Source organism: Phocaeicola sp. GP0067, assembly GCF_031119655.1.
GTDB classification, from domain to species: Bacteria; Bacteroidota; Bacteroidia; order Bacteroidales; family Bacteroidaceae; genus Phocaeicola; species Phocaeicola vulgatus.
In genome coordinates, this window is record NZ_JAVHZY010000017.1 from 73047 (window position 1) to 87172 (window position 14126).

Sequence of the window (14126 nt, forward strand, 5' to 3'; positions counted from 1 at the left end):
TTTATGAAACTTGACTCGATACAAAAGACATTGCCTTTATTATTGCTGATGACAATGGGCAATTGGGCTTGTTCGGACAACGATCCAGTAGAGGAGGTTGAAACGGAAACCGTTCCGGAATTAAGCATTGAGGCAGAGGTGTACAGCACCCTGTTGTCCAACTACTATCAGACGGTGATAGATGAAAATAAACTTTCCGACAGTACGTCGGTGGAGAACCTTCCTGCCAAATTTGTTCCATCCATGGGGATCGTACTGGATGAATCGCGTCCGTCTGTGCGAAGCGCAGAGGCGGAAACATACGATGAGGCCCACAACGATTTTATGTCTCTTCTTCCGGATGAAGCAGAGGCGCAAAAACTGATTTCTGTATCGGACAAGAAGGTCAGTGTGAACCTGGGAGACTATGGCAGCGTAACGTTTTCGGCTTCAAATGAAGATGGCAGCTTGGCTAAAGCAGAGATGAGCCTTGCCAATGTCCGCCCATACACGTTATACTATAAGCCTCATGCTGCATTTCCGGATAATCAGGGTCAGCAAAATTTGAGCAAAATCTATTCGCCTGGAACTATTCTATATAAAGAGACAGTAATAAAATTTCCCTTTTTTTCCTTAAAATTAAAGGAGTATATTTTAGTTATAGAGGCCAGTAGCTTTGCTTGTTATGGAATAAGCAGTTTATCTTCGACACGCGAGGAAAAAGATCACTGGAAAGATGTTACCTTTTATCATTCAGCCTCTGAGTATGAGTGGCAAAGCATAAGACGTTCATGGACGTATAATAGAGATGCTTTTATTGCTGCATATGAAAAACATCCTGGAATATTCCCTGTATCAAACCTTTATGACATAATGGAAGGAAGCCCTGATTATCCATATATATGTATAGATGGAGATGATATTGGAGCGCATACAGTTTTATGGTGGGCTCGCCATACTTGGTTCAGCTGGACAAAACGAGTTAAAATCAAAGATTTTCGCAATGGTAACTATAGCGTAGAAAAAGTGCGCTATGCCGATGGGACTCATGTTAGAAACACGGATTCATATCATTTGATTTATAAGACTCTTAGCAGAGAAGATGTTGAAAATTATGAAATTGTATATCCTGTCCAATGAAAAGATTGCTGTACATATTCATGCAACTCTTGTTGCTTACGGCTTGCTCCGATGACGAACAGGCGGGCAAGGACGAAAAGGTATATCCGGATATTACCGTCATAACACCGTTGGGCGGTATGGGCGACAACGGTTATAACGACAGTGCGCTTTCCGGTCTCCTTGAAACGGCGTCCGAAGCGGGGGTGATGGTATCTATACAGCGTCCCAAGAACATGGAACAAGCTGCCGATTGCGTACGGAAGTGGTGCGATGCCCGGCAAGGCACGCCTCGCCTGCTTGTTCTGAGCGACAATGAATATGGCGGATTGGCAAAGTCTCTTCAGACCGATGAGCAAAACTCAGTGCTGCTCTTTGAACATGACGGTAAGGATTTGCCTTCGGGAATAGCGACATTCAGGATCTCCCGCTATGGGGTGTCTTATCTGTCGGGATGCCTGGCGCAAGGAAGTGAGGTGGCGCGCATCATCGGTGGAAGAAAAGGCGACCCGGCGGTGGAAGAGGCGGCAAAGGCATTCGGTGAAGGATATATCGCACATAATCCTCAAGGTGAAGTGATAAAGCATTATCTGGCAAACGACCATGCAGGATGGGCAATGCCCGACAGCGCATACAGGCTGGCGGCAAAGCATAATGGAGATTTCTTCTTCCCACTGGCGAAAGGGGCTAATGCAGGTATATTTAAGTATTCGCGTGAAACCCCGTTTGTTTTTATGCTTATCGCCGGCATGGATGTGGACTGTTCACTTTACAGCAAGCGTGTGCCGTTTTCGGTCGTCATAGATGTGAAAAGCGCGGTGAAAGAACATATCCTGCGCTGGATTGACGGCGGACGGCTTTCGGGACATACTTCATACGGCATGACCGACAAGAAGGCATCGGTTTTACTTAGTACCCTTTTTTACGAGGTCAATGATATATGGGAGGAATATTATGTCGATCCGTCTTATTGGGAAAATATTTATGATCAAAATTACGAAGTCGCTATAAAAAAAGAAAAAGCCTATGAAATGGAATTGCAATAGGATATATGGTTTATTGCTGATGCTCGTTGTTTGCCTGAGTGCATGCAATGATGACGATGCCGATAGGACAATGAACTATACCGAAAAGCGATGTCGCATAGCGGTATTGTGTCCCGAAGAGTGGAAAGATAACTGGCAGGAAATAGCAGCTTGGGCTTTGGAAAACATCACGGAAGGACAAGCGGGACAGCCTGTTAAAGTGGTTATGGAACTCGATTGGATAAACGAATACGATCCGGATTTGAGCGACAGGATGTATGACATAGCCCGAAGTGGCGACTATTCTATGATTATCGGTCCTACAACCTCTTCTTCCGCCTATGAGGTGGCGCAACAGGTGGAGGGGCGGATACCGATGATGCTTCCCATTACAACATCCACCGAGCTGCAACGTATATACGGAGGACACAATGGAATGTGGTTTTTTACCCAAAGTGATATTTCCCAGTGTGAAATATTGCTTACCCAAGCCAAATTGGGCGATTATAGCCATGTAAGGCTGATAACTTCCGCCGATGAGTATGGAAAGTCGTTCTCCGACTGGTTTTCTTATCAGGCAATAGAATTGGGCCTGGCCGTAGACGACATCATTGTCTATGCCAACAGGCAGCAATTGGCTGAGGCTGTAAGACGGCAGCATGGCATTGTGAAGTGGTATGATACGGCTATACTGTTCGCGCCGTCAAAAGAAGAGGATGCGTTGGTGTTCGACAAAGAGGTAGGCAGGATTATGACTGAGTCAGGTTCTTCTGACCCCCTGAAATATCCACATGTGCTTTGTTCGGATGTGGTAAATTCTCCCAAACTGAAAGGCAAAATAGGTAATCTGCGCTATGAGGGGATTAATCCAAGCGCTGATCCGCGTAGCGGATGGGTTGCAGCCTATCAGGGACGTTTTGGAGATGAGCCGCAGAACGGTGAAGCACAATTTTACGATGCTTTGATGCTTGCCGCTTTTTCGGTGTTTGCCCGGCAGGAAGAAGAACCTCTCAATAATGCGATTCTGCGTATGGTCGATGGCAGGGAGGGGGCAGTTTGTGACGGATGGACGGCTCCGGATTTACAAGCTACGTTTACCCGTCTTGCTACAGGAGAAGAACCTGATCTGAGAGGAGTATCGGGCGATTGGACATGGGACGCCAAGAACCACAACAGCGTGCTGAGTACTTTTTATGCCCATTGGGTGTATAACGATGGCAAATATACCACTTTGGAATACCTCACTATGGACGGAGCCGACGGCAGTATTTCCTCAACACAAGCTTGGGATTGCCAGTCTACATACCAACAGTCGTTTACCGACAACCAGAAGGAATTCGATTATCCGGAATTGCAGGAACAATATGCCTTGATAGTCGGAGCTTCTGATACATGGATCAATTACCGTCATCAGGCGGATGCCTTGGCTTTTTACCAGTTGCTGAAAACAAGAGGGTATGATGATGACCATATCATCCTTGTAATGGAGGATAATATCGCCAATAATCCCAACAACCCTAAACCGGGTAATGTAAGAGTAACCCCCAACGGGGAGAACCTTTATCACGATGTTAAGGTAGACTATCATTTATCCGACATTTCCGAACAGGATTTTGTCGCGATTTTATCCGGGCAGAAATCGAATAGGCTACCGAATGTGATTGCACCTACAATGCACGATAATCTGTTGATATTCTGGTGTGGACACGGTTCACGAAACACATTGATGTGGGGCAGTAACCAATTTGTTTACGGCTTTGAAATGCAGAGCATCATCAACAGCTTGAGCAAGGAAAAAAGGTTCCGGAAATTGCTTTTCGTACTCGATGCCTGTTATTCCGGAACCATAGGCGAGGCCTGCGAAGGTATTCCGGGAGTGTTGGTGTTTACCGCCGCCCATGCCAACGAAACCTCCAAAGCGGATATGTTCGACAACGATATGCACGTTTGGCTGTCTAATGGCTTTACTCGTTCTTTTTGTGATAAAATAACGAACGAACCGGGCATATCTCTCCGTAATTTATATTACGATTGTGTTAGGGGAACCAAGGGTTCGCATCCCCATATTTATAATGCGGACAATTACGGGAACATGATACGGGAAAACATGAGTGAGTTTATGTTCGTCCGATTATAAATACACTTCCTTGAACCATGAAGTGATATGGAAACGACAGATACGAATGAAGTAAAACGTAAATTTATGGTATTATTGGATGACTTTTGTCCTGATATTGTTCGTCTGAATAATATTCATTCTCAACTATCTTTATTGATATCCCATTGATGCAAGTATAATCCTTACATATCGTTGCCCTATGAAGTGCTAATTTCTTTAAGATTCGTTTGGTGATGTATTATATGGCTGAATATGATGCCCGTACAATTAATATAGGTGCTGAATACAGCTTTTGGAAAGATTATATCAATGCGGTGATAGAGTTCAACAGCTGCCGTTACTTCTCCGGCGGAGTGTTTTTTAAAGTCCACCTGAAATAATAAAAGGAGTGGCTGTCAGTCTTTGATTTTCTTTTTATACACTTCCCCTCTGCTCATTACTTCCTTAACGAAATTGTAAGTCTCTACCCCTCGGAAGTATCCATTCTTACAAACCGGATCATTGAAATATTCTTCATTACTTTTAAGCAGAATATAGTCATCTACGCTGTTGTCCCATACATATTTATTCTTGCCGTATTTTTCAGCCAGTGCCATGGCATCCAGTACGTGTCCTATTCCGGCGTTATAAGCCGCCAAGACAAATTTCATCCGTTCGTTTTCATCTTTTATTGCGTTGAAAGAACGGGAAGTGGCAGCAATATATTTCACGGCGGCCTTTATACTTTCTTCCGGATTCTGTTCTTTACCGGGAGGAACTCCCATAGCACGCGCCGTCCGGGGCATGAGCTGCATTAATCCTTTCGCGCCTGCCCATGATACGGCTGTTGTATCAAAGTTTGATTCCGTATAGGCCAGGGAAGCTAAAATACGCCAATCCCAATCTATATCTTTGGCATATTTCTTGAATAGAGTATCGAAGTGTGAAATCTTTCCGTCTTTGATGGACAAGATGGAACCGTGAGGTGTCCGTTTGCTTATTTCAAAATAACGCTTGCTACTGGCCTGATAGGCAGGAGAAGTCATATTTTCCTGATGCCATTTAGTAGCAGCTTCACCTAGTAGCGGTGAGGTCTTACGTACGGCCCATGAGGCACGTTGGTCAAAACTGACAGCCAGGTCAATATTCAGATTGGGGTAATAAGTCTTGTTTAATTTGGCAAGGTCGTTATCACAGATGGCATAATCTATCTCACCATTGGAAACCTGCATGATTAAATCCTCGGTGGTGATGCTGTCATTATCGACTTCGTGTATCAATATACCGCCACCCAGTTCTTTATCCAGATTGATGAGACGTTCCAGATACTTTCCTGGTTTTACATAGACCTCTTTCCCGATTAATTCTGTCACATTATTCAGTGCTTTTTTCTTTTTTTGAGTATTACGTTGTACCAATACCTGATGGGTGATGATATCTTCCCCGCAAAACTCTACACTGTCTTTGAACTCTTTGGTGACAGGCAGATTATAGGCTATCAGGTCTCCTTCTCCTTGTAATAGTTTATGAACCAGGTCACGTGCATTCTGTGCTACTTTTATTTTCAGTTTTACGTCCAATGAACGGGCAAACTGATCGGCCAGCTCATACTGGAATCCCATAGGCTCGCCCCGATAGTCGAAATAAGAAGTGGAACTGTTCAGTGTCAGGACTACTAATTCTCCGCTGTCTTTTATTTGCGGCAAATCATAATTTGTCACTTCGGCAGATTGTTGCCGGTTACGGCACGCTGTCATGCATATACAGGCAAGAACTAATAGCCAGACATTTTTCATCTTCCTAAAATCTTTTCAATATATAGTTTAAGGATTTCAATGGCCTTTTGGTTGTTGCCTCCATTGGGGATAATAATATCGGCATATTGCTTGGTAGGCTCTATGAATTCGTCATGCATCGGTTTCAGAATGTTCCGGTATTTGTCTATCAGCATTTCCAAGGGGTGGCCGCGTTCCACCATGTCGCGGGTAATCACACGCAGCAAACGTTCGTCGGGTTCGGCATCCACAAAAATCTTTAAGTCCATCAAGTCTCGTAACTCTTTATCATAGAGACTCATGATACCTTCCACAATGATGACTTCCTTTGGCTCTACACGAACTGTTTCGGGCAGGCGTGTACATACTAGATAAGAATAGGTGGGCTGCTCAATGGGATGCCCTTTGCGCAGGTCGGCAATCTGTTGTTCAAAGAGCGGCCAGTCAAAAGCATCGGGATGGTCGAAATTGGTTTGTTTACGTATTTCCAAGGGAATGGATGACTGATCGTTATAATATGAATCTTGTGGAATGACTGCAACGGAACCTGGGGGCAGGCTCTCTATGATTTTTCTAACTACAGTGGTCTTTCCTGAACCGGTTCCGCCGGCTATACCAATAATTATCATAATAATAGAATGTATTTTAAAACAAAACTGTTACTTTTGCATCAGGTTAAATACTTTAGCCCTGTGTCGATTACAAAAGTAGGATAATTAATTAAAATATCAAGTATGGTTAAGCACATTGTTTTATTTAAATTGAAAGAAACTCTTTCACAGGAAGAAAAATTGAAAGTGATGAATGATTTTAAAGCGGCTATTGAAGCTTTGCCGGCCAAGATAGGTTTTATCCGTCATATATTTGTGGGACTGAATGCCAATTCTGCTGAAAAATGGGATATTTGTCTGGATAGTGAATTCGATACGCTGGCAGATGTCAATGCCTATGCCGTTCATCCGGATCATGTAGCTGCAGCCGGCCTTTTGAAGGAGGTTAAGGCTGATCGTGCTTGTGTGGATTATGAATTCTAAAAGATAGCCTATGAAAAAGATAATCAATCCCTGGAAAGGGATGGAAGGATATAATTGCTTTGGCTGTGCTCCCAACAATGAAGCCGGAGTGAAGATGGAATTTTATGAGGATGGGGATGAGGTAATTAGTATATGGAAACCTCAGCCACAGTTTCAGGGATGGATTGATACGTTGCATGGCGGTATTCAGGCGGTGCTGCTGGATGAGATTTGTGCATGGGTGGTTTTGCGTAAACTACAGACTACCGGTGTTACGTCCAAAATGGAAACCCGCTATATGAAACCTGTTAATACCAACGATTCGCATATCGTATTGAAGGCTTCCATAAAGGAGAGGAAGCGCAATATCGTATTTGTAGAAGCGGCTATTTATAATAATAAGGAGGAACTTTGCACCAAGGCGCTGTGCACTTATTTCACTTTTTCTCAAGAGAAGGCAAAGGAAGAAATGCATTTCTTGAACTGCGAGGTGGAGCAAGATGAGATAATACCTTTAATTTGAAAGAAAAAACAAAGTTTTTGCGATAATTATTTGCTGATATTAAATATAAACTTTATTTTTGTCGCAAGTAAAAAGAAAAGACTATGGTTAGAACTGCTACACATCATCATCATTTTCCTAACGAATAATTCGGTGGGCTAAGGTGATATTGTAGTATAATGATATAGGGCTTGCCGAAAACGGTAAGCCCTTTTTATTGCCGGTTAATAATTAAAAACAGATAGAATCATGCTTAGAATTGCAGTACAGTCAAAAGGCCGTTTGTTTGAAGAGACAATGGCATTATTACAAGAGGCAGATATTAAAATCTCCACTTCTAAAAGAATTCTTTTAGTACAGTCGTCTAATTTTCCGATCGAAGTTCTTTTTCTTCGCGATGATGATATTCCTCAGTCGGTGGCTGGTGGAGTGGCTGATTTAGGGATCGTAGGCGAGAATGAGTTTGTAGAGAGAAAAGAGGACGCTGAGGTGATTAAACGTTTGGGGTTCAGCAAGTGCCGTTTGTCATTGGCTATACCTAAAGATGTGGACTATCCGGGTTTGTCTTGGTTTGAAGGACGTAAGATTGCGACTTCTTATCCCGGCATTTTGAAAGATTTCATGGATCGGAATGGCATTCATTCTGATATTCATGTCATTACCGGTTCGGTAGAGATTGCTCCGGGAATCAGTTTGGCTGATGCTATTTTTGATATTGTCAGTTCGGGATCTACTTTGGTAAGCAATAGCTTGAAGGAAGTGGAAGTGGTTATGAAAAGTGAGGCGTTGCTGATAGGCAATAAGAATATGTCTGAGGAGAAGAAAGAGATTCTGAACGAACTCTTGTTCCGTATTGAAGCGGTGAAAGCTGCCGAAGACAAGAAATATGTCTTGATGAATGCTCCGACAGAGCGTTTGAAAGAAATTATCGAAGTGCTGCCGGGTATGAAGAGTCCTACTGTGATGCCATTGGCACAAGAAGGATGGAGTTCGGTACATACAGTGCTTGACGAGAAGCGTTTTTGGGAGATCATCGGAAAACTGAAAGCATTGGGCGCGGAAGGTATTTTGGTATTGCCCATTGAGAAAATGATATTATAGCCGGTCCATACGTCAGGCGAGATTTGTAAACTTATAAAAGAATACATGTATGAAGAAAATAATATATCCTGAAAAGAAAGACTGGATGGAAATTCTCCGTCGTCCGGCATTGAATACAGACACGCTGCGCAATACGGTTAAAGAAGTGCTGGATAAAGTGAAGACGGAAGGAGATAAAGCGGTGAGGGAATATGAAGAACGTTTTGATAAGGTGAAACTGGACTCACTGGGGGTTACTGAAACGGAAATTGCTGAAGCGGAAAAGGAGGTACCCATTGAATTGAAGGCAGCTATCATGCTGGCACAGAAAAATATTCATACTTTTCATAGTTCTCAGCGGTTTGAAGGGAAAAAGGTGCAGACCGTACCCGGGGTAACTTGTTGGCAGAAGGCGGTTGCTATTGAAAAGGTGGGCTTGTATATTCCCGGAGGCACGGCGCCTTTATTTTCTACCGTATTGATGTTGGCTACTCCGGCACAGATTGCAGGTTGCAAGGAAATCGTACTTTGTACTCCTCCTGATAAAGAAGGAAAGGTTCATCCTGCTATCTTGTATGCGGCAAAATTGGCCGGGGTAAATAAAATATTCAAAGCAGGAGGGGTGCAGGCCATCGCTGCTATGGCATACGGAACGGAAAGTGTGCCTAAGGTTTATAAAATTTTCGGTCCGGGTAACCAATATGTAACGGCTGCCAAGCAGCAGGTTTCTTTGCGGGATGTTGCGATAGATATGCCTGCCGGTCCTTCTGAAGTCGAAGTGCTGGCCGACGAGACGGCTAATCCTGTATTTGTGGCAGCCGATTTGCTTTCACAGGCGGAACATGGAGTTGATAGTCAGGCCATGCTGATAACTACTTCTGAGAAATTAATGAAGGAGGTGGAGTATGAGGTACAACGCCAGTTGGCTTTGCTTCCCAGATGGGAAATAGCCGAAAAGTCGTTGGCAAGCAGCAAATTGATTTTGGTGAGGGATATGGATGAGGCAATTGCTCTGACGAATGAATATGCTCCCGAGCATTTGATTATCGAGACCAGGGATTATATGGAACAGGCAGAGCGTATTGTCAATGCCGGATCTGTATTTCTAGGTTCACTTACTCCGGAGAGTGCCGGTGATTATGCATCCGGAACCAATCATACTTTACCTACCAATGGTTATGCCAAAGCGTATAGTGGGGTGAGTCTGGATAGTTTTATCCGTAAAATCACTTTTCAGGAGATTAATGGCGAGGGTATTCAGAATATCGGTCCTGCTATTGAGGTGATGGCGGCTAATGAACAACTGGGTGCGCATAAGAATGCAGTAACCGTAAGATTAAAAACAGTATAGAGATGAAAGATTTGAAAGAATTGACGCGTCCGAATATTTGGGCTTTGAAACCCTATTCATCGGCACGTGACGAATATAATGGAGCGGAGGCATCTGTTTTTCTGGATGCCAATGAGAACCCGTACAATACACCTAATAACCGTTATCCTGATCCTATGCAGCGGGAATTGAAGAATATGATAGCTCCTATTAAAAAGGTAGACCCCGATACGATCTTTCTGGGAAACGGCAGTGATGAGGCTATTGACTTGGTGTATCGCGCGTTCTGTATTCCGGGGGTGGATAATGTAGTGGCTATTGACCCTACTTATGGTATGTATCAGGTGTGTGCCGATGTCAACGATGTAGAATATCGCAAGGTGTTATTGGATGAAAACTATCAGTTCAGTGCCGATAAACTATTGGCGGCAACAGACGATCACACCAAACTGGTTTTTCTTTGCTCGCCCAATAATCCTACCGGTAATAACCTGGATCGTAGGGAAATGGAAAAATTACTGGATACTTTTCAGGGATTGGTGATTATAGACGAGGCCTATTCCGATTTTTCTGATGCGCCGTCTTTCCTTGCCGATTTAGATAAATATCCTAATTTGATTGTCTTTCAGACTTTTTCTAAGGCATGGGGATGTGCTGCCATTCGTTTGGGCATGGCCTTTGCGTCTAAAGAAATCATCTCTATTTTCAGTAAGATTAAATATCCGTATAATGTGAATCTGCTGACACAGAAAGAGGCTGTTATGATGTTGCACCGGCATTATGAGGTAGAACGTTGGGTAAAGTCGTTATTGGAAGAACGGACGCGTTTGGTCAATGAATTTGTAGAACTGCCTTGTTGTGAGAAAATCTATCCTACGGATGCCAATTTCTTTCTAGCTAAAGTGACAGATGCCAAGAAAATATATAATTATTTGGTAGGTAAAGGTATCATAGTGCGTAACCGTACCAGTATTTCTTTATGTCGTGATTGTTTGCGTGTGACTATTGGTACACGTCCGGAGAATGATATGTTGTTGGAAGCATTGAAGAATTATGAATGTTGAAGTATGAAGAAAGCGTTGTTTATAGATCGTGACGGTACGTTGGTTATAGAGCCACCGGTTGACTACCAATTGGATTCTTTCCATAAATTGGAGTTTTATCCTAAGATATTTCGTAATTTGGGATTTATCCGCAGCAAACTCGACTTTGAATTTGTGATGGTTACCAATCAAGACGGTCTCGGTACTTCTTCTTTTCCTGAGGATACCTTTTGGCCGGTGCACAACCTGGTGTTGAAGACATTGGAGGGGGAAGGCATCATTTTTGATGATATCTTGATAGACCGCAGTTTTCCGGAAGACCATGTGTCTACCCGTAAGCCTGGAACAGGAATGATGGGAAAATATCTTACCGGTGATTATGATTTGGCTAACAGTTTTGTTATTGGTGATCGTGCTACAGATGTGGAACTGGCTAAAAATATGGGCTGTAAGGCTATTTTGTTGCAAGAAAATATGGATATTCTGAAGGAAAAGAATTTGGAATCCTACTGTGTATTGGCGACTACGGATTGGGATAAGGTCGCTGAATTCCTTTTTGCCGGAGAACGTATAACGGAGGTCCGTCGTACTACGAAGGAAACGGATATTTATATCAGTTTAAATTTAGATGGCAGCGGAAAATGTGATATTTCCACAGGTATTGGTTTTTTTGATCACATGTTGGAACAGATTGGAAAGCATGGTGGTATTGACCTGACCATTAAAGTAAAAGGTGATTTGGAAGTGGACGAACATCATACTATTGAAGATACCGCCATTGCTTTGGGTGAATGTATTTATCGGGCATTGGGCAGCAAGCGTGGCATTGAGCGTTACGGATATTGCTTGCCCATGGATGATTGTCTTTGTCGGGTAGCTTTGGATTTTGGCGGTAGAGCATGGTTGGTATGGGATGCTGAGTTTCATCGGGAGAAAATAGGGGAGATGCCTACCGAGATGTTTCTTCATTTTTTTAAATCATTGAGTGATGCAGCTCGTATGAATTTAAATATCAAAGCCGAGGGGCAGAATGAGCATCATAAAATAGAAGGTATTTTCAAAGCTTTGGCTCGTGCCATAAAGATGGCTGTGCGAAGAGATATTTACCATTTTGAAGTACCCTCAAGCAAGGGATGTATTTAAGTCGGCTTCAAAGACAAAGTAACTTAACTTAGTTGGGCGAGTAAGTTAAGTTACTTTGTCTTTGAAGCCGACTTACTTTTTTATGTGGTTTATAGCTCTTCGCATTCTTTCAGCCATGAAGCTGCACTGGCATCGCTCGGCATACGCCAGTCACCTCGGGGACTGAGTGATACAGATCCCACTTTGGGACCATCGGGCAGGCAAGAGCGTTTGAATTGTTGTTGAAAGAAACGGCGGCAGAATATAGTAAGCCATTTTTTGATTGTTTCCTCATCGTATGTATCACGAAAAGCGATACTTGCCAGGAAGAATATCTTGGCGGGACGAAAACCGAAACGTAGGAATTGATAAAGGAAGAAATCATGCAGTTCGTATGGTCCTACCAAATCTTCTGTCTTTTGTTTTATATTGCCGTTTTCATCAGCAGGAATCAGTTCGGGACTGATAGGAGTGTCTACAATATCGAGCAGGGTAATACGTGATTCATTATCCATGCCATTCAAAGCCACCCAATTTACCAGGTATTTGACCAGTGTTTTGGGAATGCTTCCATTGACTCCGTACATAGACATATGGTCGCCATTGTAGGTGGCCCAGCCTAGGGCAAGTTCTGAAAGGTCTCCCGTACCAATGACAAGACCGCCCAATTGGTTGGCGACATCCATCAGAATTTGAGTCCGTTCGCGTGCCTGGCTGTTTTCGTAGGTTACATCGTGTACGGTCATGTCGTGGTTTATATCGTTAAAGTGTTGGATGCAGGATTCCTTTATGCTGATTTCTTTAATGGTAACACCTAGTGAAGCCATCAGATGGAGAGCATTGTTATAAGTACGGTCGGTAGTACCGAAACCAGGCATGGTGATGCCGATGATACCTTTTCGTGGCAGATCCAATTTATCGAAAGTCTTGGCACAGACCAAAAGTGCCAAGGTGGAATCCAGACCACCGGAAATACCGACTACTACAGTCTTGCAGTGAGTGTGTACCAGGCGTTTGGCTAGTCCTGCTATTTGGATAGCGAAGATTTCTTCACAGCGTTCATCCAATTCTTTGCCTTGAGGAACAAAAGGATGAGCTTCTATACTGCGCGTCAGACTAAGATCGCGTGTGTTGACAAATTCTGTACTGATGTGGATGGCGGGACGTCCCGGGCAGTTGCCGATATTGGCGGCAAAAGTGGTATTGGTCAACCGTTCACCACGAAGACGCTCCACGTCTATTTCACTGATGACCAATTGTTCCTTGAATGAGAAACGTTCAGACTCGGCAAGTAACGTGCCGTTTTCATATATCAGTCCGTTGCCTGCAAAAACAACGTCTGTGGTTGATTCGCCGAAACCGGATGAACTGAATACATATCCTGCCAGACAGCGTGCTGATTGTTGACTGACTAATGAACGGACATAATTATGCTTGCTTATTCCTTCATTGTCGGCAGACATGTTGAAAATGATTTCCGCTCCTTTCAGTGCTAATGCGGAACTGGGCGGAATGGGGGCCCACATGTCTTCGCAGATTTCAATGCCAAAGCAAGTTTCCGGAGTGTCGAAAAGCAGGTTGGCGCTGACCGGTACATTTTGTCCGCAGAGGCGTACATTGGCATCCGGGTGGTTCAGAGCAGAGGTAAACCAGCGTTGTTCATAGAACTCTTTATAATTAGGTAAATATGTTTTAGGAACAATACCCAGTATTTTCCCTTTTTGGAAAATAACAGCACTGTTCAGCAGCGTGGAATTCATAACCACAGGCATCCCTATAATAGAGATGATATCCATTTGTCGGGTATTATTCATAATTTGCATTAAAGCCATTTCTGCTTCTTCCAACAGTAAAGACTGACCGAACAAGTCGGCGCAAGTATACCCTGTAATACTTAGTTCGGGGAAAATGATAATTTGTACTCCTTTCCCATCTGCTATGGCAATTTGAGTTTCAATCTGTTGTGCATTAAATTTGCAGTCAGCCACTTTCACTATCGGAATGGCAGCCGCCACTCTTACAAAACCGTATTTCATATTA

13 protein-coding genes are annotated in these 14126 nt (G+C 43.4%); 10 read left to right on the top strand and 3 right to left on the bottom strand.

What is annotated here, in order from left to right; translation table 11 throughout:
• The first annotated feature begins 3 nt into the window (after window positions 1-3).
• The 4 genes from RE317_RS13565 to RE317_RS13580 all read left to right on the top strand — a co-directional run bounded on the left by RE317_RS13565 (window position 4) and on the right by RE317_RS13580 (window position 4622).
• On the top strand, window positions 4-1119 hold the full coding sequence (locus RE317_RS13565; RefSeq protein WP_117897786.1) for a hypothetical protein: 1116 nt from the start codon (window positions 4-6) through the stop codon (window positions 1117-1119).
• On the top strand, window positions 1116-2144 hold the full coding sequence (locus RE317_RS13570) for a BMP family ABC transporter substrate-binding protein (RefSeq protein ID WP_117873185.1): 1029 nt from the start codon (window positions 1116-1118) through the stop codon (window positions 2142-2144). The genes RE317_RS13565 and RE317_RS13570 overlap by 4 nt, the downstream gene beginning before the upstream one ends.
• Window positions 2125-4260, top strand: coding sequence for a C13 family peptidase (locus tag RE317_RS13575; RefSeq protein ID WP_117873187.1), 2136 nt, complete (start codon window positions 2125-2127; stop codon window positions 4258-4260). Before RE317_RS13570 ends, RE317_RS13575 begins: the two co-directional genes overlap by 20 nt.
• A gap of 224 nt (window positions 4261-4484) precedes the next feature.
• Complete coding sequence (locus RE317_RS13580) at window positions 4485-4622, top strand: hypothetical protein (protein ID WP_165859744.1); 138 nt, start codon at window positions 4485-4487, stop codon at window positions 4620-4622.
• Between the two features lie 15 nt (window positions 4623-4637).
• On the opposite strand, the gene RE317_RS13585 is transcribed toward RE317_RS13580, so the two are convergent.
• A complete protein-coding gene (locus tag RE317_RS13585; protein ID WP_016270104.1) occupies window positions 4638-6017 on the bottom strand; it encodes a transglycosylase SLT domain-containing protein in 1380 nt (459 codons plus the stop codon).
• Entirely contained in the window at window positions 6014-6625 is a 612-nt protein-coding gene (gene udk, locus RE317_RS13590; protein ID WP_008671116.1) for a uridine kinase, read from the bottom strand. The genes RE317_RS13585 and udk overlap by 4 nt, the downstream gene beginning before the upstream one ends.
• A 105-nt stretch (window positions 6626-6730) precedes the next feature.
• Between udk and RE317_RS13595 the strand changes: the two genes are divergently transcribed.
• The 6 genes from RE317_RS13595 (at window position 6731) to hisB (ending at window position 12107) form a co-directional block, all read left to right on the top strand.
• A complete protein-coding gene (locus RE317_RS13595; RefSeq protein WP_005848519.1) occupies window positions 6731-7030 on the top strand; it encodes a Dabb family protein in 300 nt (99 codons plus the stop codon).
• Between the two features lie 10 nt (window positions 7031-7040).
• Window positions 7041-7532, top strand: a complete 492-nt coding sequence (locus RE317_RS13600) for a PaaI family thioesterase (protein WP_005846271.1) — start codon at window positions 7041-7043, stop codon at window positions 7530-7532.
• A 228-nt stretch (window positions 7533-7760) separates the two neighbouring features.
• Window positions 7761-8612: an ATP phosphoribosyltransferase gene (gene hisG / locus RE317_RS13605; RefSeq protein WP_005846273.1), complete on the top strand. Its 852-nt coding sequence runs from the start codon at window positions 7761-7763 to the stop codon at window positions 8610-8612.
• A gap of 49 nt (window positions 8613-8661) precedes the next feature.
• Window positions 8662-9942 carry a histidinol dehydrogenase gene (hisD, locus tag RE317_RS13610; protein WP_005846275.1) on the top strand — a complete coding sequence of 427 codons (1281 nt, stop codon included), beginning with the start codon at window positions 8662-8664 and terminating at the stop codon, window positions 9940-9942.
• A 2-nt stretch (window positions 9943-9944) separates the two neighbouring features.
• On the top strand, window positions 9945-10985 hold the full coding sequence (gene hisC, locus RE317_RS13615; RefSeq protein ID WP_005846277.1) for a histidinol-phosphate transaminase: 1041 nt from the start codon (window positions 9945-9947) through the stop codon (window positions 10983-10985).
• A 3-nt stretch (window positions 10986-10988) separates the two neighbouring features.
• Complete coding sequence (hisB, locus tag RE317_RS13620) at window positions 10989-12107, top strand: bifunctional histidinol-phosphatase/imidazoleglycerol-phosphate dehydratase HisB (RefSeq protein WP_008671117.1); 1119 nt, start codon at window positions 10989-10991, stop codon at window positions 12105-12107.
• Window positions 12108-12196: 89 nt separating this feature from the next.
• On the opposite strand, the gene RE317_RS13625 is transcribed toward hisB, so the two are convergent.
• Entirely contained in the window at window positions 12197-14122 is a 1926-nt protein-coding gene (locus tag RE317_RS13625) for an NAD(+) synthase (protein WP_008781955.1), read from the bottom strand.
• Window positions 14123-14126: the final 4 nt, after the last annotated feature.

Bases quoted from the DNA above. Each gene is read 5' to 3' on its own strand.
- RE317_RS13565 (WP_117897786.1), top strand. From the start codon at position 4: ATGAAACTTGACTCGATACAAAAGACATTGCCTTTATTATTGCTGATG.
- RE317_RS13570 (WP_117873185.1), top strand. From the start codon at position 1,116: ATGAAAAGATTGCTGTACATATTCATGCAACTCTTGTTGCTTACGGCT.
- RE317_RS13575 (WP_117873187.1), top strand. From the start codon at position 2,125: ATGAAATGGAATTGCAATAGGATATATGGTTTATTGCTGATGCTCGTT.
- RE317_RS13580 (WP_165859744.1), top strand. From the start codon at position 4,485: ATGGCTGAATATGATGCCCGTACAATTAATATAGGTGCTGAATACAGC.
- RE317_RS13585 (WP_016270104.1), bottom strand. From the start codon at position 6,017: ATGAAAAATGTCTGGCTATTAGTTCTTGCCTGTATATGCATGACAGCG.
- udk (WP_008671116.1), bottom strand. From the start codon at position 6,625: ATGATAATTATTGGTATAGCCGGCGGAACCGGTTCAGGAAAGACCACT.
- RE317_RS13595 (WP_005848519.1), top strand. From the start codon at position 6,731: ATGGTTAAGCACATTGTTTTATTTAAATTGAAAGAAACTCTTTCACAG.
- RE317_RS13600 (WP_005846271.1), top strand. From the start codon at position 7,041: ATGAAAAAGATAATCAATCCCTGGAAAGGGATGGAAGGATATAATTGC.
- hisG (WP_005846273.1), top strand. From the start codon at position 7,761: ATGCTTAGAATTGCAGTACAGTCAAAAGGCCGTTTGTTTGAAGAGACA.
- hisD (WP_005846275.1), top strand. From the start codon at position 8,662: ATGAAGAAAATAATATATCCTGAAAAGAAAGACTGGATGGAAATTCTC.
- hisC (WP_005846277.1), top strand. From the start codon at position 9,945: ATGAAAGATTTGAAAGAATTGACGCGTCCGAATATTTGGGCTTTGAAA.
- hisB (WP_008671117.1), top strand. From the start codon at position 10,989: ATGAAGAAAGCGTTGTTTATAGATCGTGACGGTACGTTGGTTATAGAG.
- RE317_RS13625 (WP_008781955.1), bottom strand. From the start codon at position 14,122: ATGAAATACGGTTTTGTAAGAGTGGCGGCTGCCATTCCGATAGTGAAA.